This window comes from Streptomyces sp. NPDC093260 (assembly GCF_040683715.1).
Classification (GTDB): Bacteria; Actinomycetota; Actinomycetes; order Streptomycetales; family Streptomycetaceae; genus Streptomyces; species Streptomyces sennicomposti.
The window spans coordinates 1-19,790 of sequence record NZ_JBFBEK010000002.1 but is presented as its reverse complement, the minus strand read 5'-3'; the positions used below and the strand labels follow the sequence as shown (position 1 = coordinate 19,790).

Annotated in this window: 18 protein-coding genes; 14 read left to right on the top strand and 4 right to left on the bottom strand. The window is 72.8% G+C overall.

Annotated features, from left to right (window positions below; translation table 11 throughout):
* Positions 1-207: 207 nt before the first annotated feature.
* Positions 208-441, top strand: coding sequence for a hypothetical protein (locus AB0N63_RS02335; protein ID WP_365522964.1), 234 nt, complete (start codon positions 208-210; stop codon positions 439-441).
* A 26-nt stretch (positions 442-467) separates the two neighbouring features.
* On the opposite strand, the gene AB0N63_RS02330 is transcribed toward AB0N63_RS02335, so the two are convergent.
* Positions 468-1,688 (bottom strand): aminotransferase class I/II-fold pyridoxal phosphate-dependent enzyme, encoded by a 1,221-nt coding sequence (locus AB0N63_RS02330; protein ID WP_365522961.1) that lies wholly within the window; start codon positions 1,686-1,688, stop codon positions 468-470.
* Between the two features lie 173 nt (positions 1,689-1,861).
* Between AB0N63_RS02330 and AB0N63_RS02325 the strand changes: the two genes are divergently transcribed.
* The 10 genes from AB0N63_RS02325 (at position 1,862) to AB0N63_RS02280 (ending at position 11,227) form a co-directional block, all read left to right on the top strand.
* Positions 1,862-2,863, top strand: a complete 1,002-nt coding sequence (locus AB0N63_RS02325) for a DUF2520 domain-containing protein (RefSeq protein WP_365522959.1) — start codon at positions 1,862-1,864, stop codon at positions 2,861-2,863.
* Positions 2,864-3,059: 196 nt separating this feature from the next.
* A complete protein-coding gene (panC, locus tag AB0N63_RS02320; RefSeq protein WP_365522957.1) occupies positions 3,060-4,139 on the top strand; it encodes a pantoate--beta-alanine ligase in 1,080 nt (359 codons plus the stop codon).
* Entirely contained in the window at positions 4,136-5,866 is a 1,731-nt protein-coding gene (locus tag AB0N63_RS02315) for an L-aspartate oxidase (RefSeq protein ID WP_365522954.1), read from the top strand. The genes panC and AB0N63_RS02315 overlap by 4 nt, the downstream gene beginning before the upstream one ends.
* Positions 5,867-5,871: 5 nt before the next feature.
* Positions 5,872-6,849 (top strand): carboxylating nicotinate-nucleotide diphosphorylase, encoded by a 978-nt coding sequence (gene nadC / locus AB0N63_RS02310; RefSeq protein WP_365522951.1) that lies wholly within the window; start codon positions 5,872-5,874, stop codon positions 6,847-6,849.
* A 7-nt stretch (positions 6,850-6,856) separates the two neighbouring features.
* Positions 6,857-7,654, top strand: coding sequence for a type III pantothenate kinase (locus tag AB0N63_RS02305; RefSeq protein ID WP_365522948.1), 798 nt, complete (start codon positions 6,857-6,859; stop codon positions 7,652-7,654).
* Between the two features lie 740 nt (positions 7,655-8,394).
* Positions 8,395-9,117, top strand: a complete 723-nt coding sequence (locus tag AB0N63_RS02300; RefSeq protein WP_365522945.1) for a hypothetical protein — start codon at positions 8,395-8,397, stop codon at positions 9,115-9,117.
* A 54-nt stretch (positions 9,118-9,171) separates the two neighbouring features.
* On the top strand, positions 9,172-9,348 hold the full coding sequence (locus AB0N63_RS02295) for a hypothetical protein (protein ID WP_169439781.1): 177 nt from the start codon (positions 9,172-9,174) through the stop codon (positions 9,346-9,348).
* A gap of 302 nt (positions 9,349-9,650) precedes the next feature.
* Positions 9,651-10,136 (top strand): BlaI/MecI/CopY family transcriptional regulator, encoded by a 486-nt coding sequence (locus AB0N63_RS02290; protein WP_365522941.1) that lies wholly within the window; start codon positions 9,651-9,653, stop codon positions 10,134-10,136.
* Between the two features lie 9 nt (positions 10,137-10,145).
* Positions 10,146-10,679, top strand: a complete 534-nt coding sequence (locus AB0N63_RS02285) for an amino-acid N-acetyltransferase (RefSeq protein WP_365522938.1) — start codon at positions 10,146-10,148, stop codon at positions 10,677-10,679.
* 212 nt (positions 10,680-10,891) lie between these two features.
* The gene (locus AB0N63_RS02280) at positions 10,892-11,227 is read left to right on the top strand and encodes an Lsr2 family protein (protein WP_365522935.1); all 336 of its coding nucleotides are present in this window, start codon (positions 10,892-10,894) and stop codon (positions 11,225-11,227) included.
* A 208-nt stretch (positions 11,228-11,435) separates the two neighbouring features.
* On the opposite strand, the gene AB0N63_RS02275 is transcribed toward AB0N63_RS02280, so the two are convergent.
* Positions 11,436-12,182 (bottom strand): SCO3374 family protein, encoded by a 747-nt coding sequence (locus AB0N63_RS02275; RefSeq protein ID WP_365522932.1) that lies wholly within the window; start codon positions 12,180-12,182, stop codon positions 11,436-11,438.
* 441 nt (positions 12,183-12,623) lie between these two features.
* On the opposite strand from AB0N63_RS02275, the gene AB0N63_RS02270 reads away from it, so the two are divergent.
* A complete protein-coding gene (locus AB0N63_RS02270; protein WP_019982509.1) occupies positions 12,624-15,149 on the top strand; it encodes an ATP-dependent Clp protease ATP-binding subunit in 2,526 nt (841 codons plus the stop codon).
* A gap of 283 nt (positions 15,150-15,432) precedes the next feature.
* Here AB0N63_RS02270 and AB0N63_RS02265 read toward each other — a convergent pair whose 3' ends face one another.
* The gene (locus tag AB0N63_RS02265) at positions 15,433-16,110 is read right to left on the bottom strand and encodes an HAD family acid phosphatase (RefSeq protein ID WP_365522929.1); all 678 of its coding nucleotides are present in this window, start codon (positions 16,108-16,110) and stop codon (positions 15,433-15,435) included.
* Positions 16,111-16,557: 447 nt separating this feature from the next.
* On the opposite strand from AB0N63_RS02265, the gene AB0N63_RS02260 reads away from it, so the two are divergent.
* Positions 16,558-17,139 carry a M23 family metallopeptidase gene (locus tag AB0N63_RS02260; protein WP_365522926.1) on the top strand — a complete coding sequence of 194 codons (582 nt, stop codon included), beginning with the start codon at positions 16,558-16,560 and terminating at the stop codon, positions 17,137-17,139.
* Positions 17,140-17,314: 175 nt separating this feature from the next.
* On the opposite strand, the gene AB0N63_RS02255 is transcribed toward AB0N63_RS02260, so the two are convergent.
* Positions 17,315-17,911, bottom strand: coding sequence for a TetR/AcrR family transcriptional regulator (locus AB0N63_RS02255; protein WP_365522923.1), 597 nt, complete (start codon positions 17,909-17,911; stop codon positions 17,315-17,317).
* Between the two features lie 151 nt (positions 17,912-18,062).
* On the opposite strand from AB0N63_RS02255, the gene AB0N63_RS02250 reads away from it, so the two are divergent.
* The gene (locus AB0N63_RS02250) at positions 18,063-19,652 is read left to right on the top strand and encodes an MDR family MFS transporter (protein ID WP_365522921.1); all 1,590 of its coding nucleotides are present in this window, start codon (positions 18,063-18,065) and stop codon (positions 19,650-19,652) included.
* Positions 19,653-19,790 lie beyond the last annotated feature (138 nt).

Genomic DNA, 19,790 nt, shown 5'->3' with positions numbered 1-19,790 from the left:
CAACGCCGCCCCGATTGACGACCCCCGTCAATCGGGGCGACTCGGGCGGGTCCACCGGCGCAGGCTGGGACCAGCGGGGCGGCCGGTGAGGCCCCCCGGACTCCGCTTCCCGTGCCCACCCGCGCCCACGGTCCCGGCGCACCGGCCGTCCCGTGGTCCCGCGGTCCGCACGGGCACCCGTCCTCCACCTCCGGAAGAGGCTTCGGCATGAGCATCACCCAGCAGTACGCCCTCGACGTGTACCGCGCCCGGCAGCACGGCGAGCCGCTCCCGCCCGCTCCGGGCCGCGACGACTGGCAGGTCGTGCGCGAACTCGGCGAGTACCGGCGGTTCCGTGCGGTCCTGGCGGGCCGCCCCGCGCACGGTCGGCCACGGCGGCCGTGGGCCGGCCGGCTACGGGCCCTGTGGTCCCGGTGGACGCACCCGCACCCGCTCCGCTGACGCCTCACCCCCGCTCCGAGCGCCCTCTACGCGCCGCCCGCGCGCCCCGCCTCCTCCGTCAGCCGGGCGGCGAACTCGGCGGCCGCCGCCCGTACGTCGTCCGCCGACCACTCCAGACCGGCCGAGCGCACGGAGACCTCGGTGCGGGCCAGTCCCGGGCCGCCGGGGTCCCAGGCCCCGGCGAACAGCATCGTCCCGGTCTCCTCGGCCGTCCGGATCGCCGCCCTGGCGACCACGTCCGGGTCGTACGGCAGCCAGACCTGGAACTCGTGGGTGTGCGGGACCTCGGGGTGCACGCGCGCCCAGGGCGGGCCGGCCGCCGCGAAGCCCTCGCGCAGCGCGGCGGCCACCACGCGCGCGTGCCGCACGTACTCCGGCAGCCGGGGCAGCTCCTCGGCGAGGCCGATCAGCGCCGACAGGGCCGTCGGGAACTGCTGGAACACCGCCCCGCCGTAGCGGTGCCGCCAGGCCCTGGCCTCCTCGGCCAGTTCCGCGGGGCCGGCCAGGGCGGCGCCGCCGTAGCCGCCGAGGGACTTGTAGAACGACACGTAGACGCTGTCGGCCAGGTCCGCGATCTCCGTCAGCGGACGGCCGAAGTGCACGGTGGACTCCCACAGGCGCGCGCCGTCGAAGTGCACCACCGCCTCGCGCTCGCGCGCCGCCTCGGTCAGCTCGGTCAGCTCCTCCCAGGTGGGCAGGAGGAAACCGGCGTCCCGCAGCGGCAGCTCCAGCATCAGCGCCCCGAACGGCTCGTCCAGGCCGCGCACCTCGGCGGCGGTCGGCAGCCGGGGCTCCGCGGTCACCCGCACCGGGCGCAGCCCGCCGACCTGGCTCAGCGCGTGCCGTTCGTGCACCTCGGGGTGGGACAGGGCGTGCAGCGCCACGGCCGGGTCGCCGGTCCGGGCCGCCCAGCAGCGCAGGGCGACCTGCTGCGCCATCGTGCCGGTCGGGAAGAAGACGGCGGCCTCCTTGCCGAGCAGCCCGGCGACCTTCTCCTCCAGGGCGGCGACGACCCCGCCGCCGTACATGTCGGACGCCTCGTCGAGGTCGTACACCTCCGCCGCCCGGTCCAGCAGCGCGATCCGCTCCCGGAGCGTGCCGAGGAACCCGGGGCGCGAGAGCACCCGCTCCGCACTCCGGTACGCGCCCACCCGCTGCTCCCGGAGCCGCTTGCCCCGCTCCTCGTCCGAAGGCCGCTCCGCCGTCCGGTCGTCCTGTCTGGGGTCCTGCTCCGCCGTGTCGTCCATACCCCGGATCATCCCGCGCGCCGGCGTGCGCGGGCACCCTTGTTTCCGCGCCCGCGCAGCGTGCCGAAGCCCACAGCCTGTGGACGGACGGACGCCCGCGAACCCGATAGCGTTAACATGACGAGAAATCGTCCGGTACCCGGAGCGGACTGGAACGGGAAGGCCACCGTCGCGTGAGTAGCAGCCAACAGCCAGATCCCAGGGACCGCCCCGCGCGGCTCACCGTCGGCGTCGTCGGCGCCGGCCGGGTAGGGCCCGCGCTCGCCGCGTCCCTCCGGCTCGCCGGGCACCGTCCGGTGGCCGTCTCGGGCGTCTCCGACGCCTCCCGGCGGCGCGCCGAGCTGATGCTCCCCGACGTGCCCCTGGTGTCGCCCGCCGAGGTCCTGGACCGCGCCGAGCTGGTGCTCCTGACCGTCCCCGACGACGCCCTGCCCGGCCTCGTCGCGGGCCTCGCCGGGACCGGCGCCGTACGCCCCGGCCAGCTGCTCGTGCACACCTCCGGGCGGTACGGCGCGAAGGTGCTCGACCCCGCCCTGCGCGCGGGTGCGCTGCCGCTGGCCCTGCACCCGGCGATGACCTTCACCGGCACCCCCGTGGACGTGCAGCGGCTGGCCGGCTGCTCCTTCGGCGTCACCGCCCCCGAGGAGCTGCGCATGGCCGCCGAGGCCCTGGTCATCGAGATGGGCGGCGAACCGGAGTGGATCGCCGAGGACCGGCGCCCGCTGTACCACGCGGCCCTCGCCCTGGGCGCCAACCACCTGGTCACGCTGGTCGCGCAGGCCATGGAGCTGCTGCGCGAGGCCGGTGTCGAGGCCCCCGACCGGATGCTCGGCCCGCTGCTCGGCGCCGCCCTGGACAACTCCCTGCGCTCCGGCGACGCCGCCCTCACCGGCCCTGTCGCGCGCGGTGACGCGGGCACGGTCGCGGCGCACGTCGCCGAACTGAGCCGGTACGCCCCGCAGACCGTCGCCGGCTATCTGGCGATGGCCCGCGCCACCGCCGACCGCGCCCTCGCCGCCGGCCTGCTCAAGCCCGAACTGGCCGAGGACCTGCTGGAGGTCCTCGCCGACGGCACGACCGGCGGCCCGGGCACCGGCGGTCCCGCCTTCGACGGTCCGGACAGTGACGGTCCGGACGCCGAAGGTCCGGACGCCGGCCAGGGGGATACCCGATGACCCGCGCGGGGCACTCGGCAGGCACCGCCGGCCGTACGGGGCGCCCGACGGGCCCCGGCCGCCGCGCGGCGGGAGCCGCCGCCCCGGCCCGCACCGCCGCTCCCGCGCCGACCGCGTACGCGGCGGCCCGGACGGTGCCCGAGAACGCAGCGCAGGGCCGCCCGGCGACGCCGGCGCCCGAGAACGGAGACGCCCGATGACCACGACCCTGCTGCGCACCGCCGACGAGCTGCACGCGCGCGTGCGCGAAGGCCGCCGTGCCGTCGTGATGACGATGGGCGCCCTGCACGAGGGCCACGCCACCCTGATCCGGGCCGCCCGCGAGATAGCAGGGAACGGCGGCGAGGTCGTCGTCACCGTCTTCGTCAACCCGCTCCAGTTCGGCGCGGGCGAGGATCTGGACCGCTACCCGCGCACCCTGGACGCCGACCTCAAGGTGGCCGAGCAGGCGGGCGCCGACATCGTGTTCGCGCCCTCGGTGGACGAGGTCTACCCGGGCGGCGAACCGCAGGTCCGGATCACCGCGGGGCCCATGGGGGAGCGCCTGGAGGGCGCCTCGCGGCCCGGCCACTTCGACGGCATGCTCACCGTCGTCGGCAAGCTGCTGCACCTCACCCGCCCCGACGTGGCCCTCTACGGCCAGAAGGACGCCCAGCAGCTCGCCCTGATCCGCCGCATGGTGCGCGATCTGAACTTCGGTGTGGAGATCGTCGGCGTGCCGACCGTGCGCGAGGCCGACGGCCTGGCCCTGTCCAGCCGCAACCGCTACCTGTCGGCGGCCGAGCGGCGCACCGCGCTCGCCCTGTCCCAGGCGCTGTTCGCGGGCCGCGACCGGCACGCCGCGCAGGAGGCGCTGCGCGCGCGGGCCCGCGAGGTGCCCGCCACGCGCGCGCGTGCCGAGGCGCTGAGCGCGCTCGGGGAGTCCCGCGCGGCGGCCGACGCCGCCGCCGTGGCCAAGGCCACCCCGGGTGCCGCGGCCGTGCGCGCCGCCGCACGGCAGGTCCTGGACGAGGCCGCCCGGATGGACCCGCCGCTCGCACTGGACTACCTGGCCCTGGTCGACCCGTCCGACTTCACCGAGATCGATGACGACTTCACCGGCGAGGCCGTCCTCGCCGTCGCCGCCCGGGTCGGCGCGACCCGGTTGATCGACAACCTGCCCCTCGCCTTCGGCACGGACGAAACCCCCGGGACGCGGGAGGCGCACTCGGCCTCCGGGCCCGACTCCGCTCCCGCATCCACCGCGACCCACGAAACCCCTGGAGCCGCCTCGTGACCAGCACAGGCATACGACTGCACGCGCCCGCGCCCGGGTGGTCCATCGCCGCGGACGTCGTGGTCGTCGGCTCCGGCGTGGCCGGGCTCACCGCGGCCCTGCGCTGCGCGGCGAGCGGCCTGGACACGGTCGTCGTCACCAAGGCCCGCCTGGACGACGGCTCCACCCGCTGGGCGCAGGGCGGCATCGCCGCGGCCCTCGGCGAGGGCGACACCCCCGAACAGCACCTGGACGACACCCTGGTCGCGGGCGCGGGCCTGTGCGACGAGGAAGCCGTACGGACCCTCGTCACCGAGGGCCCCGACGCGGTACGGCGGCTGATCTCCACCGGCGCGCACTTCGACACCGACGACGCCGGCTCCATCCAGCTCACCCGTGAGGGCGGCCACCACCGCCGCAGGATCGCCCACGCGGGCGGCGACGCGACCGGCGCCGAGGTCTCCCGGGCGCTGGTGGAGGCGGTCCGCGCGCGCGGGCTGCGCACGATCGAGAACGCGCTCGTCCTCGACCTGCTGAAGGACGCCGACGGCCGTACCGCCGGGGTGACCCTGCACGTGATGGGCGAGGGCCAGCACGACGGCGTGGGCGCGGTGCACGCGCCCGTGGTGGTGCTGGCGACCGGCGGCATGGGCCAGGTGTTCTCCGCGACCACCAACCCGTCCGTGTCCACCGGAGACGGCGTCGCCCTCGCCCTGCGCGCGGGCGCCGAGGTGTCCGACCTGGAGTTCGTGCAGTTCCACCCGACCGTGCTCTTCCTCGGCCCGGACGCCGAGGGCCAGCAACCGCTCGTCTCGGAGGCGGTGCGCGGCGAGGGCGCCCACCTGGTGGACGCCGACGGCGTGCGCTTCATGGTGGGACAGCACGAGCTGGCCGAGCTGGCGCCGCGCGACATCGTCGCCAAGGGCATCACGCGGCGGATGCTGGAGCAGGACGCCGCACACATGTTCCTGGACGCCCGGCACTTCGGCGCCGAGATGTGGGAGCAGCGTTTCCCGACCATCCTGGCCGCCTGCCGGGCGCACGGCATCGACCCGGTCACCGAGCCGATCCCGGTCGCCCCGGCCGCCCACTACGCCTCCGGCGGCGTGCGCACCGACCCCCACGGCCGCACCACTGTGCCCGGCCTGTACGCGTGCGGGGAGGTCGCCTGCACCGGCGTGCACGGCGCCAACCGGCTCGCCTCCAACTCCCTGCTCGAAGGACTCGTCTACGCCGAGCGGATCGCCGCCGACATCGCGCGCGAGCGGGCCGCGGGAGCCCTCCACGCGCGCGTGCCGCAGCCCGCCCAGCGCGCCGAGCAGCCCGCGCACCCGCTGCTCGCCCCGGAGACCCGGTTCGCGATCCAGCGGATCATGACCGAGGGCGCGGGCGTCCTGCGCTCCGCAGCCTCCCTGGCCGGCGCCGCCGACCGGCTCGAAGAGCTGTCCGCGCGAACACGGGGCGCCCTCGCGGAGGACGGCAAGACCGCCGAGCCCGGCGTCGACGCCTGGGAGACCACCAACCTCCTGTGCGTGGCCCGCGTCCTGGTCGCCGCCGCCCGGCTGCGCGAGGAGACCCGCGGCTGCCACTGGCGCGAGGACCGCCCCGAGCGCGACGACGCGCACTGGCGCCGCCACATCGTCGTACGGCTGAACGCGGACCGGACGCCGGACGTGCAGACCACCGACACGGCAGACTTCCCCCCGACCCGCCCCGCGGCCCCCGCGGCCCGCCCCAAGGAGCAGTGACCCAAGTGAGCACCGAAGACCTCCCCCTCGCCCCCACCGGCGGCTGCGGCGACGGCTGTGCCTGCGGCGCGGACGCCGACGAGGAGTACGCGGAGTGCGGGCTCGACCCCGCGCTCGCCCAGCTGCTGATCGACGCCGGACTCGACCCGATCGAGGTCGAGGACATCGCCAACGTCGCCATCCAGGAGGACCTGGCGCACGGGGAGGACGTGACGACCGTCGCGACCATCCCCGACGACGCCGTGGCCACCGGCGACTTCACCGCGCGCGAGGCCGGCGTGGTGGCCGGCCTCCGGGTCGCCGAGGCGGTCCTGTCGGTGGTGTGCACCGACGAGTTCGAGGTCGAGCGGCACGTCGAGGACGGCGACCGCGTCGAGGCCGGCCAGAAGCTGCTGTCGGTCACCACGCGCACCCGCGACCTGCTGACCGCCGAGCGCAGCGCGCTGAACCTGCTGTGCCGCCTGTCCGGCATCGCCACCGCCACGCGCGCGTGGGCGGACGTCCTGGAGGGCACCAAGGCGAAGGTGCGCGACACCCGCAAGACCACGCCGGGCCTCAGGTCGCTGGAGAAGTTCGCCGTGCGCTGCGGCGGCGGCGTGAACCACCGCATGTCGCTGTCGGACGCGGCGCTGGTCAAGGACAACCACGTGGTCGCCGCCGGCGGTGTCGCGGCCGCCTTCAAGGCCGTGCGCGAGGCCTTCCCGGAGGTGCCGATCGAGGTCGAGGTCGACACCCTGCACCAGTTGCGCGAGGTCGTGGACGCCGGCGCCGACCTGATCCTGCTGGACAACTTCACGCCCGGCGAGTGCGAGGAGGCCGTGGCCGTCGTCGACGGCAGGGCGCTGCTGGAGGCGTCGGGCCGGCTGGCCCTGGACAACGCGCGCGCGTACGCGGAGACCGGCGTGGACTTCCTGGCCGTGGGCTCCCTGACACACTCCTCGCCGATCCTGGACATCGGCCTGGACCTGCGCGAGGCGGAGTAGGGCGGCCATGCTCCTGACGATCGACGTAGGCAACACGCACACCGTCCTCGGGCTGTTCGACGGGGAGGACATCGTCGAGCACTGGCGCATCTCCACCGACGCCCGCCGCACCGCCGACGAACTGGCCGTGCTGCTCCAGGGCCTGATGGGCATGCACCCCCTGCTCGGCGAGGAACTCGGCGACGGCATCGACGGCATCGCGATCTGCGCCACCGTCCCGTCGGTGCTGCACGAACTGCGCGAGGTGACGCGCCGCTACTACGGCGACGTGCCGGCCGTCCTGGTCGAGCCGGGCGTCAAGACGGGCGTGCCGATCCTGTTCGACAACCCGAAGGAGGTCGGCGCCGACCGCATCATCAACGCGGTCGCCGCCAACGAGCTGTACGGCGGCCCGGCGATCGTCGTGGACTTCGGCACGGCGACCACCTTCGACGCGGTCTCCGCGCGCGGGGAGTACGTCGGCGGGGTCATCGCGCCCGGCATCGAGATCTCCGTCGAGGCGCTCGGCGTCCGGGCGGCGATGCTGCGCAAGATCGAGGTGGCCCGGCCGCGCAGCGTCATCGGCAAGAACACGGTCGAGGCGATGCAGGCGGGCATCGTCTACGGTTTCGCCGGCCAGGTCGACGGGGTGGTGGGCCGCATGGCCCGCGAACTCGCCGACGACCCCGACGACGTCACCGTGATCGCGACCGGCGGTCTGGCCCCGATGGTCCTCGGCGAGTCCGCGGCCATCGACGAACACGAACCCTGGCTGACCCTGATCGGTCTCCGCCTGGTCTACGAACGCAACGTCTCCCGCACGTGACCACACCGCCCTCGGTCCGCACCCCTCGGGGGCGCGGACCGAGGGCGTCACCGCGGGCACGCCCGCGCGCCCGGCGCATGAGGCCGCCCTGCGACCGGTCGCAGGCCGCGGGAGGCGGCACGCGCGCGTAGGGGGGGAGGCGATCCGCAGGGACAGCCGGGCCGCCATGCCGCGCCGGCGACCCCGTCGGCCGCGCCCGCGAGGCCGGCGGCGGGCGGGCCGGCGGCGGTGTGCTCGCGAGGGGCGGCGCACGCGGCACGGGTGCCCGAGCAACAGGCTGGGGCCGGCCGCCCCTCGCGGTGGCCTCCGCCGGCCGGGTCCGCGCGGCGGCCGGCAGGCCCGCGTGCCGTGCGCGCCGCCGGGCGTCGGCGCGGCAGCGCGCTTCCCTCGGCCGCCACCGTGCCCCTGGGGCATCCGACGGCGGCCCCGCCGCCCGCATACGCGCGGGACGGTTCCCGTCGGCCGCGCCCGTGGCGGCGCGCAGCAGGCGGGCAGCGCCGCTGCGTCAGGCGCCCCGGCGTTGCGGCGCGGCCCCGCCGCCCGCCGTCGGCCTCAGGGCACCCAGCGGTCCCCGCCGCCCGCCGTCCCCGTCCCCCGGGTCGTCGCCCCGGGGCGCCCGCGCTTTCCCGGGGCCCGACGGGGCCGCCCCGCGCAGGGGGACGTGGCCCGCCCGTGTCATAGTCGCGCGCCACGTTCGCCGCTTATGTCGAATTTGTCTGATTAGCGCGTATGGTCGGCCCATGCCCACGCCATACGGAACCCGCGGCGGCATCGCCTTCGGCGCGGAGGAGCTGCGCGTGCTCCGCCGCGCCCTGGCCGTCGCCCTTCATCTGCGTCCCGCCCGCGCCGAGGACGTGCAGGACTGTCTCCGCCTCGCCGAGTCGCTCGACGAGGCGATGCGCGAGGGCGCCCGGCTGCGCGCGTTCCTGTTGGCCGACCTGGCCCGCTACCGCGCCGCCCTGCCCGGCACGGCCGTCGGGTACTTCGCCCTGCTGCGGGAGGCGCTGGACGCCGGCCACCGGCCCGGTCCCGACGACCTCGCCGCCCTGCGCGCCCTGCGCGGCAACCCCACCGCCGCCGCCCTCCTGCGCCGCTGCGGCGCGTGGACCGGCGGCCCCTCGGTCCCGGCCTCCCGCAGCCCCCTGCGCCCCGCCCCGGCGTCCGGCGCGGTCCGTACCTCCGCCCAGGCCCCGGCCCGCTCGCCCCTCGCGGTCCTGCCCGCCGCCCGGGCCGGCCAGAGCGGCGGCGAGCCCGCCAAGAAGCCCGCGCCGAAGCCCGCCGGGCGCCCCGCCCGGCCCGCTCCCGCCAGGCCGGGCCCGGCGCCCGCCCAGCCCGGACCCGCGCCGGCCCCCGGCGGTCCGCAGCCGGGCCGCCGCCCCGTCCCCACGCCGGGCGAGGTCTTCCCGCGCCGCAAGCCGTCCCCGCCCGCCGGCGAGCCGCAGCAGCGGCTCGCCGCGGTGTGACGCCGAGGACCACCCCGCCCCTGTTTGTCCGGTAGGCGTGGCTACCCTGGTGCCATGGACTACGTCGCCGCACTCGTTCCGCCGGTCGTCATGGCCGTGTTCTTCATCGCGCTGGTCCGGGTGATCGTGAAGACCCAGGGCGGTGCCGCCAAGGCGAAGGAGGACGCGGCCGTCGACGCCGCCCTCGCGCGCACACAGGCCGGCCAGGGCGCCGCCTCCACCGAGGCCTGACGCCGCCGCGCACCGCGGCGTCACCGCACCGCCGGGGCCGCCGTACGGTCGGCCCGGCGGTGGCCCCACGCGTACGGCCGGGCGGGCGGTGAGCCCATGCGCACGGTCCGCCAGGCGATGAGCCCGTGCGCACGGCCGGTCCGGCAGTGGCCCCGTGCCCGCCCGCGCCCACGCACGTGTGCGCACGGCCGTCCCCCCTGACGTGACCCTCGCGCCCCGGACGGCGACCTTTTCGTCCATGTCTGTCGCCCTGCTGCACGTCCGGCACGCCATGGGGCGGTTTTCCTACTAAGGTCGGAGTCGTGCCTCGCCCATTGGGAGAACTCGAGAACGCGGTCATGACGCGGGTGTGGAAGTGGAACCGCCCGGTGACCGTTCGAGAAGTCCTGGAAGACCTCCAACAGGAACGGTCGATCGCGTACACCACGGTGATGACCGTTTTGGACAATCTCCATCAGAAGGGCTGGGTGCGCCGCGAGGCCGAGGGGCGCGCCTATAGATATGAGGCGGTGTCCACCCGGGCCGCCTACGCCGCCGCACTGATGAACGACGCCTGGTCGCAGAGCGACAACGCCGCCGCCGCTCTCGTCGCCTTCTTCGGCATGATGAGCGAGGAACAGCGACGGGCCTTGCGCGACGCCGTAAGGATCGTCGAGGGCAGCACGGAAGCCGAGGCGGAGCCCCCCGCCGGAGTCACCGGCGGAGTTCCGGATACCGCCGCGGCCGGGGACGTCTCCGAAACCGGCGGACAGAACCCCGGCTCGGCGCCCGGCGACGGCGGGCGATAGCGTCCGCTCATGTCCGCAGAGCGTTCCGAAGTCTCCGCAAAAGCCATCACCGTACGGCGAGCCCGGACCGGCGATGTGCCGGCCGTACGCCGACTCCTGGACGACTACAGCCGTGACCGCATCCTGCTCGACAAAGCGACCGTCACGCTTTACGAGGACATCCAGGAGTTCTGGGTCGCCGAACGGGACGACAACGCGGAGGTCGTCGGCTGCGGCGCACTGCACGTCATGTGGGAAGACCTGGCGGAAGTGCGCACGCTCGCCGTCCAGCCGCGACTGCGGGGCGCCGGCGTCGGGCACCGGCTGCTGGAGAAGTTGCTTCAGACCGCGCGTTGGCTCGGCGTTCGCCGCGTATTCTGCCTGACCTTCGAAGTCGAGTTCTTCGGCAAGCACGGCTTCGTGGAGATCGGTGAGACGCCCGTCGACACCGATGTCTACGCGGAGCTGCTGCGTTCCTATGACGAGGGCGTCGCGGAGTTCCTCGGTCTCGAACGAGTGAAACCGAACACCCTGGGCAACAGCCGGATGCTTCTGCATCTGTAGATCGGCAAGGCGGCCCGAAGGGTCCCTATGTCCGAAACGCGCATGTTTCCGGGCGTAGCCGGGGGGTCCGGTCTTCCCCAGGGGTTTGTGTTTTTTCCGCAAACGCGGTTTGCTTTCCGGCGTAGTGCAGTACTGCATATAACAAGGGGCAGTGGCTAAACGGCGGACGCCGACCAACCCCGGCCCGCACGTTATGGATGAAAGGAAATCCGGTGGCACAGAAGGTTCAGGTCCTTCTTGTCGACGACCTCGACGGCGGCGAGGCGGACGAGACCGTGACGTTCGCGCTGGACGGCAAGACGTACGAGATTGATCTCACCACCGCCAATGCGGACAAGCTCCGTGGCCTTCTCGAGCCCTACCTGAAGAACGGCCGGCGTACCGGTGGCCGCGCTTCGGGCGGCCGTGCGAAGACGCGTGCCGCGTCCGGCAGCAGCCAGGACACCGCGCAGATCCGCGCCTGGGCGAAGGAGAACGGCCTGGAGGTCAATGACCGCGGCCGTGTTCCCGCGAGCATCCGTGAGGCCTACGAGAAGGCCAACGGCTGATCCCGCCCCTCTTGGACAGGCCCGACGGCCGGCGCCGGCCCACCGGGGGACCGGAGGGCGCCGGCCCGCCCCACGACCGGCCGCGAATCCGCCGCAGTACGACGACCATGACGACATCCCGCAGGCCGTAGCCCGCCCGCCGAGCGGGTCCGGGCCGGGTGTCCTCCCGGCCCGAGAGCCCACGGGCGGGGGAGCGGGTACGGGGGCGTCAGGTCCGTACCGGTCGACGTCCGGCCGCCTCGCGCAGGCGGAGGCGGTGGCATTCCGTGGCCAGTGTGGTCACCAGGCGGACGAGGTCGGGGGCCTCTCCGCCGCCCCCCAGGGCCGACAGCGCCGGCAGCGACGGCTCCACCGCGCGGCCGGGCACCGGGGGCCGTACCCACACGGCGGTCCCGCGCCGCCCCACGAACAGCACCCCGGAACCCACCGGCGGCCCGCCCGCCACCGGCCCGCGCTCCCGCGACGGCGAGGCGTCCGCCGGCGACCAGCCCCCGGGCGACGGTCGCGCACCCGGCAGCAGCCCGCCCTCCGGCGACGGCAGCGGGCCGTCCGCCAGTGGCCGGGCCCCCGGCGGCGCGGGCGCGTCCATCAGCGTGCCGGCGCCCAGCCCCACCAGGCCGGGGTCGAGCACACCCCACTCCAGCCACTCCAGCAGCCCGGGCAGCTCGTCCGCGGCGCCCACCGCGACGGGCAGCCGCATCCGGTCGCCCTGCACGGCCGCCGGGGACCCTGGACCCAGATGGCGCAGCGCCGCGATCCCCGCCTCCAGCGGCACGTCCAGCAGGTCGAAGCGGTCGCCCACCACCAGCCGCACCGGTGTGCCGGGGGCGGTCGCCCAGCCCAGCGTGTCCTCGTACCAGCGGCGCACCCCGTCGTCGGCGTGCCCGGCGCCGGAGTCGGGCGGCCGACGGGGCGGCGGGAGCGGAACGGGGACCGTGGAGGGGCTGCCGACCATGCCGGGTGCAACCCCCGGAGCGCGCGAAAGTTACGCTGGGTGGCGCACCGTACGCGTATCGTGTCGAACTGGAAGGGGGTGCGGCACGGCCGGGGCGCAAAGTTGTTCGCCCATAGCGGAGGGGGAACCGGCGCGCGCCGCATGGAGTGTCAGTCCCAGCGGGTAAGAGATGCCTAGTGGGAGGGGGCGACACGCAGGACGCACCCGGGAAAAGGAGTCTCACGTTCGCCATCGGCGTACTGGCGACTGGGGTAACTGCCTGGCCTGCGGGAACATCGTCTCGCACCATCGGGTTGGGACATATGTCGGCGTTCGGGGTCAGGAGGCCATCGAGGGTGTCGGCAGTTGGAATGAGCGGTCCCCGCTTGCGGGACTAAGCTGCGGAAGGACAGGGAGGGGAAGTTCCCCCCACTGCCTGACCGCTCTGAGGAGCGATTAACGATGTTCGAGAGGTTCACCGACCGCGCGCGGCGGGTTGTCGTCCTGGCTCAGGAAGAAGCCCGGATGCTCAACCACAACTACATCGGCACCGAGCACATCCTCCTGGGCCTGATCCACGAGGGTGAGGGTGTCGCCGCCAAGGCCCTTGAGAGCCTCGGGATTTCGCTCGAGGCGGTCCGCCAGCAGGTGGAGGAGATCATCGGCCAGGGCCAGCAGGCGCCCTCGGGCCACATCCCCTTCACCCCCCGTGCCAAGAAGGTCCTGGAGCTGTCGCTCCGCGAGGCCCTTCAGCTGGGTCACAACTACATCGGCACGGAGCACATCCTGCTCGGCCTGATCCGTGAGGGCGAGGGCGTCGCCGCCCAGGTCCTGGTCAAGCTGGGTGCCGATCTCAACCGGGTGCGGCAGCAGGTGATCCAGCTGCTCTCCGGTTACCAGGGCAAGGAGACCGCCACCGCCGGCGGCCCTGCCGAGGGCACCCCCTCGACGTCCCTGGTCCTCGACCAGTTCGGCCGGAACCTCACCCAGGCCGCTCGCGAGTCCAAGCTCGACCCGGTGATCGGGCGCGAGAAGGAGATCGAGCGGGTCATGCAGGTGCTGTCCCGCCGTACCAAGAACAACCCGGTGCTGATCGGCGAGCCCGGCGTCGGCAAGACCGCCGTCGTCGAGGGCCTGGCCCAGGCCATCGTCAAGGGCGAGGTGCCCGAGACCCTCAAGGACAAGCACCTCTACACCCTGGACCTCGGCGCCCTGGTCGCCGGCTCCCGCTACCGCGGTGACTTCGAGGAGCGCCTGAAGAAGGTCCTCAAGGAGATCCGCACCCGCGGCGACATCATCCTGTTCATCGACGAGCTGCACACGCTGGTCGGTGCGGGCGCCGCCGAGGGCGCGATCGACGCCGCCTCGATCCTGAAGCCGATGCTGGCCCGCGGTGAGCTGCAGACCATCGGCGCCACCACGCTGGACGAGTACCGCAAGCACCTGGAGAAGGACGCGGCCCTGGAGCGCCGCTTCCAGCCCATCCAGGTCGCCGAGCCGTCCCTGCCGCACACCATCGAGATCCTCAAGGGTCTGCGCGACCGGTACGAGGCGCACCACCGCGTCTCGATCACCGACGAGGCGCTGGTCCAGGCCGCCACCCTGGCCGACCGGTACATCTCGGACCGCTTCCTGCCGGACAAGGCGATCGACCTGATCGACGAGGCCGGCTCCCGGATGCGCATCCGCCGGATGACCGCGCCGCCGGACCTGCGCGAGTTCGACGAGAAGATCGCCGGTGTCCGCCGGGACAAGGAGTCCGCGATCGACTCGCAGGACTTCGAGAAGGCCGCCTCCCTGCGCGACAAGGAGAAGCAGCTCCTGGCCGCCAAGGCCAAGCGGGAGAAGGAGTGGAAGGCCGGCGACATGGACGTCGTCGCCGAGGTCGACGGCGAGCTGATCGCCGAGGTCCTCGCCACGGCCACCGGCATCCCGGTCTTCAAGCTGACCGAGGAGGAGTCCAGCCGCCTGCTCCGCATGGAGGAGGAGCTGCACAAGCGGGTCATCGGCCAGAACGACGCCGTCAAGGCGCTGTCCAAGGCCATCCGCCGTACGCGCGCCGGTCTGAAGGACCCGAAGCGCCCCGGTGGCTCGTTCATCTTCGCCGGTCCGTCCGGTGTCGGTAAGACCGAGCTGTCCAAGGCGCTCGCGGAGTTCCTCTTCGGCGACGAGGACGCGCTGATCTCCCTCGACATGTCGGAGTTCAGCGAGAAGCACACGGTCTCACGTCTCTTCGGTTCGCCCCCCGGCTACGTGGGCTACGAGGAGGGCGGCCAGCTGACGGAGAAGGTGCGCCGCAAGCCGTTCTCGGTCGTCCTGTTCGACGAGGTCGAGAAGGCCCACCCGGACATCTTCAACTCGCTGCTGCAGATCCTGGAGGACGGTCGCCTGACCGACTCCCAGGGCCGGGTCGTGGACTTCAAGAACACGGTCATCATCATGACGACCAACCTCGGCACCCGGGACATCTCCAAGGGCTTCAACCTGGGCTTCGCGGCCACGGGCGACACGAAGACCAACTACGAGCGCATGAAGAACAAGGTCTCGGACGAGCTGAAGCAGCACTTCCGGCCCGAGTTCCTCAACCGCGTCGACGACGTGGTCGTCTTCCCGCAGCTCACGCAGGAGGACATCCTGCGGATCGTCGACCTGATGATCGGCAAGGTGGACGAGCGCCTCAAGGACCGGGACATGGGCATCGAGCTCTCCCAGTCCGCCAAGGAGCTGCTGGCCAAGAAGGGCTACGACCCCGTCCTGGGCGCCCGGCCGCTGCGCCGGACCATCCAGCGCGAGGTCGAGGACACGCTCTCGGAGAAGATCCTCTTCGGCGAGCTGCGCCCCGGTCACATCGTGGTCGTGGACACCGAGGGCGAGGGCGACGACAAGACCTTCACCTTCCGCGGTGAGGAGAAGTCGGCGCTGCCGGACGTGCCGCCGATCGAGCAGGCGGCCGGCGGAGCCGGTCCGAACCTGAGCAAGGACGCGTGAGCACGCGCCCGGCCTGAACGGCGAGAAGGGGCCTGCCCCGGGACTTCGGTCCCGGGGCAGGCCCCTTCTCGCATGCCGCGCCCGGCGCACTCCGGCGGGCCGCACCGCGGCCTCTGGCGCGCCGCGTAACTGCCCTGCGGGTCGGCGCCGCCGTCTTGCGGGCCGTGCTGCCGTCCTGCGCGCCGCGTCGCTGTCCTGCGGCCGTGCTGCCGTACTGCGGGCCCCTGGTACGGTCCGCGAGGGCCGTACCACGGGCCGGTACGGGCCTCGCGGACCGTACGGGTCAGGACAGCTGGCCGTCGTAGTCGGGCAGCTTGAACGTCTTCTCGGCATGGCCGCCGGACAGGTCGGTCGCGCTGTTGCCGATGTTCGCGATGATCGTGTAGCCGTCCTTCTCGATGGCGGCGCGCTGGGCCGTCTTGTAGGCGGCGACGTCCTCGAAGAGATCCAGCAGGCCGCGGACGCGCAGCCCGGTGACCCGGTAGCCGTCATGCTCCAGGTTCCACTCGGTGGGGGCCTTGACGACGCCCGGGCGGGCCGTCACGAAGAACAGCGCGGCGCCGTGCTCCTGGGCGTAGCGGGCGGCCGTCAGCACGGGCTGGTTGGCCGGCTGCGGGAAGCTGAAGCCGAAGTCGGTCTCCAGGGCCGTGTTGTCGACGTCCAGCACGACGGCCTGCTTCTCGCCGGGCCGGGCGCTTGCGATCCGCTCCCGCAGATAGGGCAGGGCCTGGTCCATCACGGCCCGGCAGTCCTGCTGCCAGGTGTCGTAGCCGACCTTCCCGGACGCGATGGAGGCCGTGGCGGTGCTCGCCGGCGCGGTGCTCGCTGTGACGGCGGCCGCGGGGGCGGCGTTCGGGGCGTCCGTGGCGGCCCGCGCGCCCATGGGGACGGCCAGCGCGGTCACGGCGACGGTGGCGACGGCGGTCATACCGGTGCGGCGCGCCCAGGTGCGTGTGCTCATGGGGGTCCTCTCGCGTCCTGGCGGGATTGTTGTGAGCATGCTCGCCGCACAGGGTGGCGGGAGGACAACTGAGTGATTACCAGCCGGTAATCCTCCTGAGACGGACGCCACATGAAGCCCGTCACAGAAGAGGGGGGTTCCGCCCCTCTCCGTGGTGACAAGCGGCACAGGCGCCCGCTGCCGTACTAGGCGGGTTAGTGGGGGACGGGAACTAATAAATCCGACATTCACCCCATCGAAATGAGGTGTCATGGGGCATCTACAGGGCTTTTGTCCCAATTGAGTGGAGTGTCAAGAGATCCGCACCACTGTCACCGCTTACTAGGTTTCGTCGTAGTAGGGGTGCTTGAGGGCGGCTCTCCGGCGGGGTTACCAAGGTGGAGCCCGCCCGACGAAGGCATCAGGTCTTCCGGGTGGTTCATCCGTCCCCCACCCGTAGAGGTTTCGATGTTCCAGCGCGCCACGTCCCGTTCCGCCCGTCCGGCCAAGCTCCGCACCCGTGCCGCCGTCCTGGCCGCCGGCCTCGGAGTCACGGCCGCGATGGGCGCGGGGGTAGCGTCCGCCGCCGAGACCGCGGCGGCCCCGACCGCCACCGTCGCCAAGTCGGCCGCCGCCTGGGTCGACCCGGTGAAGCACTACGCCCTCACCGCCAGCTTCGACCAGGGCGGCAGTCACTGGATGCACAAGCACAGCGGCCAGGACTTCGCGGTGCCGGTCGGCACCGAGGTCGTCGCCGCGCACGGCGGCACCGTCGTCAAGGCCGGCCCCAACGGCGGCGGTGACGGCCCGGCGTACGGCAACGCCATCGTCATCAAGCACGGCGACGGCACGTACTCCCAGTACGCCCACCTCTCACGTATCGACGTGAAGGTCGGCCAGGTCGTCGCCACCGGTCAGCACATAGCCCTGTCCGGCAACACCGGCAACACCACCGGTCCCCACCTGCACTTCGAGATCCGCACCACGCCGAACTACGGCTCCGCGGTCAACCCGGTCGTCTTCCTGCGCGCCCACGGCGTCAACGTCTGATCCGACCGTCCGTGCACGGAACGCGGCCGACGGCCGGCCGGCTCACGCACCGGCCGACCGGCTGACTGGCCAAACGTTTCTCCCCCGTACCGCCGTCTGCTGCCCCCGGCAGGCGGCGGTGCGGCGTTTCCGGCCCCCGGCCGTTGTCGCCGTGCCCGTCCCCTGCGCCCCGCCGTCAGCCGCCGTGCGATCCCCGGTGGGCCTGGGTCACCAGGTCGATGGCGACCTCCAGGACGGCCTTGCGCTTGTCGTCCGGGTCGCCTTCGAGGTCCCGCATGACGAACATGCCGGCGTGCAGCGTGAACAGGGCGCTGACGCACCGGACCTGGTCGGTCAGGTCGGAGTCCGGGTCGATGATGATCTGGCGCAGACCGCTCATCCAGTCCTTGAAGGTCTCGCCGATCCGCAGTTCCCGCACCGTCGCCTGGTTCTCCTGCATGAAGCGGAACAGCGGGGCGGCCCCGGTGAGCGCCTCGTCGTAGCGGCGGACGATCTCCTGCTTGGTCTCCAGTGTGTGCGGCTGCTGCCCGCCCCACTCGATCAGGTCCCTGATCGGCTGCGTCAGATCCTCGAAGAGGCTGACGATGATCTCTTCCTTGGTCTTGAAGTGGTAGTAGAGCGCCGCCTTGGTGACGTCGAGGCGCTCGGCGATCTCTCGCAGGGACGTCTTCTCGTAGCCCTGCTCGGCGAAGAGTTCGAGGGCCACGTCCTGGATGCGCTGGCGGGTGTTTCCGCGGCGCTGCTGCTTGGTGCCGTCCATCGTGCCGCCCATCCTCGTACTCCTCGCGCTCACCGAAAACCTACCTGCCGACCGCTCCACGAAAACTTACTTGACGCCCGGCTAGTAAACCTCTACCTTCCAGAGTGTAGTGACTTGCCGGGCGGCAAGTAAGTACCAGGCCCATCTGGGGGAGCAGGAAACGATGGCGGACGCAGCGATAGCCGGGACGGACACCGCGCCGGCCGGGAAACAGCCGAAGAGTGTGCGGGTCGTCCTGCTCGCACTCATGATCGCGATGATGCTCGCGATGCTCGACAACATGATCGTGGGCACCGCGATGCCGACGATCGTCGGCGAGCTGGGCGGTCTCCAGCACCTGTCGTGGGTGGTGACCGCCTACACCCTGGCCACCGCCGCGGCCACGCCGCTGTGGGGGAAGCTCGGCGACATGTACGGGCGCAAGGGCGCCTTCATGACCTCGATCGTGCTCTTCCTGGTCGGCTCCGCGCTCAGCGGGATGGCGCAGGACATGGGCCAGCTGATCGGCTTCCGCGCGATCCAGGGTCTGGGCGCCGGCGGTCTGATGGTGGGCGTCATGGCCATCATCGGCGACCTCATCCCGCCCCGGGAGCGGGGCAAGTACCAGGGCATGATGGCCGGCGTCATGGCGCTGGCGATGATCGGCGGCCCGCTGGTCGGCGGCACCATCACCGACAACTGGGGCTGGCGCTGGGCCTTCTACATCAACCTGCCGCTCGGCGCGGTGGCGCTCGTCGCGGTCAGCGTCGTCCTGCACCTGCCGAAGAAGCGCTCGCAGGCGCGGGTCGACTACCTCGGCGCCGCCCTGCTCACCCTCGGCATCAGCTCGATCGTGCTCGTCACCACCTGGGGCGGCACCGAGTACGCCTGGACCTCCGCGCGGATCATGGAGCTGATCGCGATCGGCGTGGTCGCGCTGGTCGGGTTCGTGTTCTGGCAGACCAAGGCCGCCGAGCCGATCGTGCCGCTGCACATCTTCCGCAGCCGCAACTTCACCCTGATGTCGCTGATCGGCTTCGTCACCGGCTTCGTGATGTTCGGCGCGGTGCTGTTCCTGCCGCTGTACCAGCAGGCGGTCCAGGGTGCCTCCGCGACCAACTCCGGTCTGCTGCTGCTGCCCATGCTGGGCGCGATGCTGGTCGTGTCGATGATCGCGGGCCGGGTCACCACCAACAGCGGCCGCTACAAGATCTTCCCGATCGTCGGCGGCGTCCTGATGGTCGTCGGCCTCTACCTGCTGTCCCTCATGGACACCGACACCACCCGCCTCACCTCCGGCCTCTACATGGCGGTGCTCGGCGCGGGCATGGGCTGTCTGATGCAGATCACCATGCTGGTGGCGCAGAACAGCGTGGAGATGAAGGACATGGGCGTGGCCTCCTCGTCCACCACCCTCTTCCGCACCCTCGGCTCGTCCTTCGGCGTCGCGATCATGGGCGCGCTGTTCAACAACCGGGTCCAGCACGAGATGGCCGAGCGGGCCGGCGCGCTGGGTTCCAAGATGACGGAGAAGTCCGCGCAGCTGGACGCCAAGAGTTTGGAGAAGCTGCCGGCCGTGGCCCGCGAGGCCTACCAGCACGCCGTCTCCGCCGGTACGCACTCGGCGTTCCTGCTGGGCTCGGTGATCGGCGTGATCGCGCTGGTCCTGGCGGTCTTCGTCAAGGAGGTCCCGCTCAAGGGCACCGGCCCCGCCCCGGCGAAGCCGCAGGACGGCGACACCGCGGCCCGCGAGGGACTCGCCGAGACGGTCTGATCCCCACCCGCGTCGAGCCCGTCCGAAGGGGCCCCCGGCACACCTTGGGTTCTAGTGGTCGTTGCAACACCCCAGTTCAAGGGGTGCGATGGACTTCGAGATCCGAGGGGACCGGACTCCGCAGGGGCGCAAGAAGCT

What these genes read in the sequence shown, in the direction of transcription:
- AB0N63_RS02335 (WP_365522964.1), top strand. Translation starts at nt 208, where the DNA reads ATGAGCATCACCCAGCAGTACGCCCTCGACGTGTACCGCGCCCGGCAG.
- AB0N63_RS02330 (WP_365522961.1), bottom strand. Translation starts at nt 1,688, where the DNA reads ATGGACGACACGGCGGAGCAGGACCCCAGACAGGACGACCGGACGGCG.
- panC (WP_365522957.1), top strand. Translation starts at nt 3,060, where the DNA reads ATGACCACGACCCTGCTGCGCACCGCCGACGAGCTGCACGCGCGCGTG.
- AB0N63_RS02305 (WP_365522948.1), top strand. Translation starts at nt 6,857, where the DNA reads ATGCTCCTGACGATCGACGTAGGCAACACGCACACCGTCCTCGGGCTG.
- AB0N63_RS02300 (WP_365522945.1), top strand. Translation starts at nt 8,395, where the DNA reads ATGCCCACGCCATACGGAACCCGCGGCGGCATCGCCTTCGGCGCGGAG.
- AB0N63_RS02295 (WP_169439781.1), top strand. Translation starts at nt 9,172, where the DNA reads ATGGACTACGTCGCCGCACTCGTTCCGCCGGTCGTCATGGCCGTGTTC.
- AB0N63_RS02285 (WP_365522938.1), top strand. Translation starts at nt 10,146, where the DNA reads ATGTCCGCAGAGCGTTCCGAAGTCTCCGCAAAAGCCATCACCGTACGG.
- AB0N63_RS02275 (WP_365522932.1), bottom strand. Translation starts at nt 12,182, where the DNA reads ATGGTCGGCAGCCCCTCCACGGTCCCCGTTCCGCTCCCGCCGCCCCGT.
- AB0N63_RS02270 (WP_019982509.1), top strand. Translation starts at nt 12,624, where the DNA reads ATGTTCGAGAGGTTCACCGACCGCGCGCGGCGGGTTGTCGTCCTGGCT.
- AB0N63_RS02265 (WP_365522929.1), bottom strand. Translation starts at nt 16,110, where the DNA reads ATGAGCACACGCACCTGGGCGCGCCGCACCGGTATGACCGCCGTCGCC.
- AB0N63_RS02260 (WP_365522926.1), top strand. Translation starts at nt 16,558, where the DNA reads ATGTTCCAGCGCGCCACGTCCCGTTCCGCCCGTCCGGCCAAGCTCCGC.
- AB0N63_RS02255 (WP_365522923.1), bottom strand. Translation starts at nt 17,911, where the DNA reads ATGGGCGGCACGATGGACGGCACCAAGCAGCAGCGCCGCGGAAACACC.
- AB0N63_RS02250 (WP_365522921.1), top strand. Translation starts at nt 18,063, where the DNA reads ATGGCGGACGCAGCGATAGCCGGGACGGACACCGCGCCGGCCGGGAAA.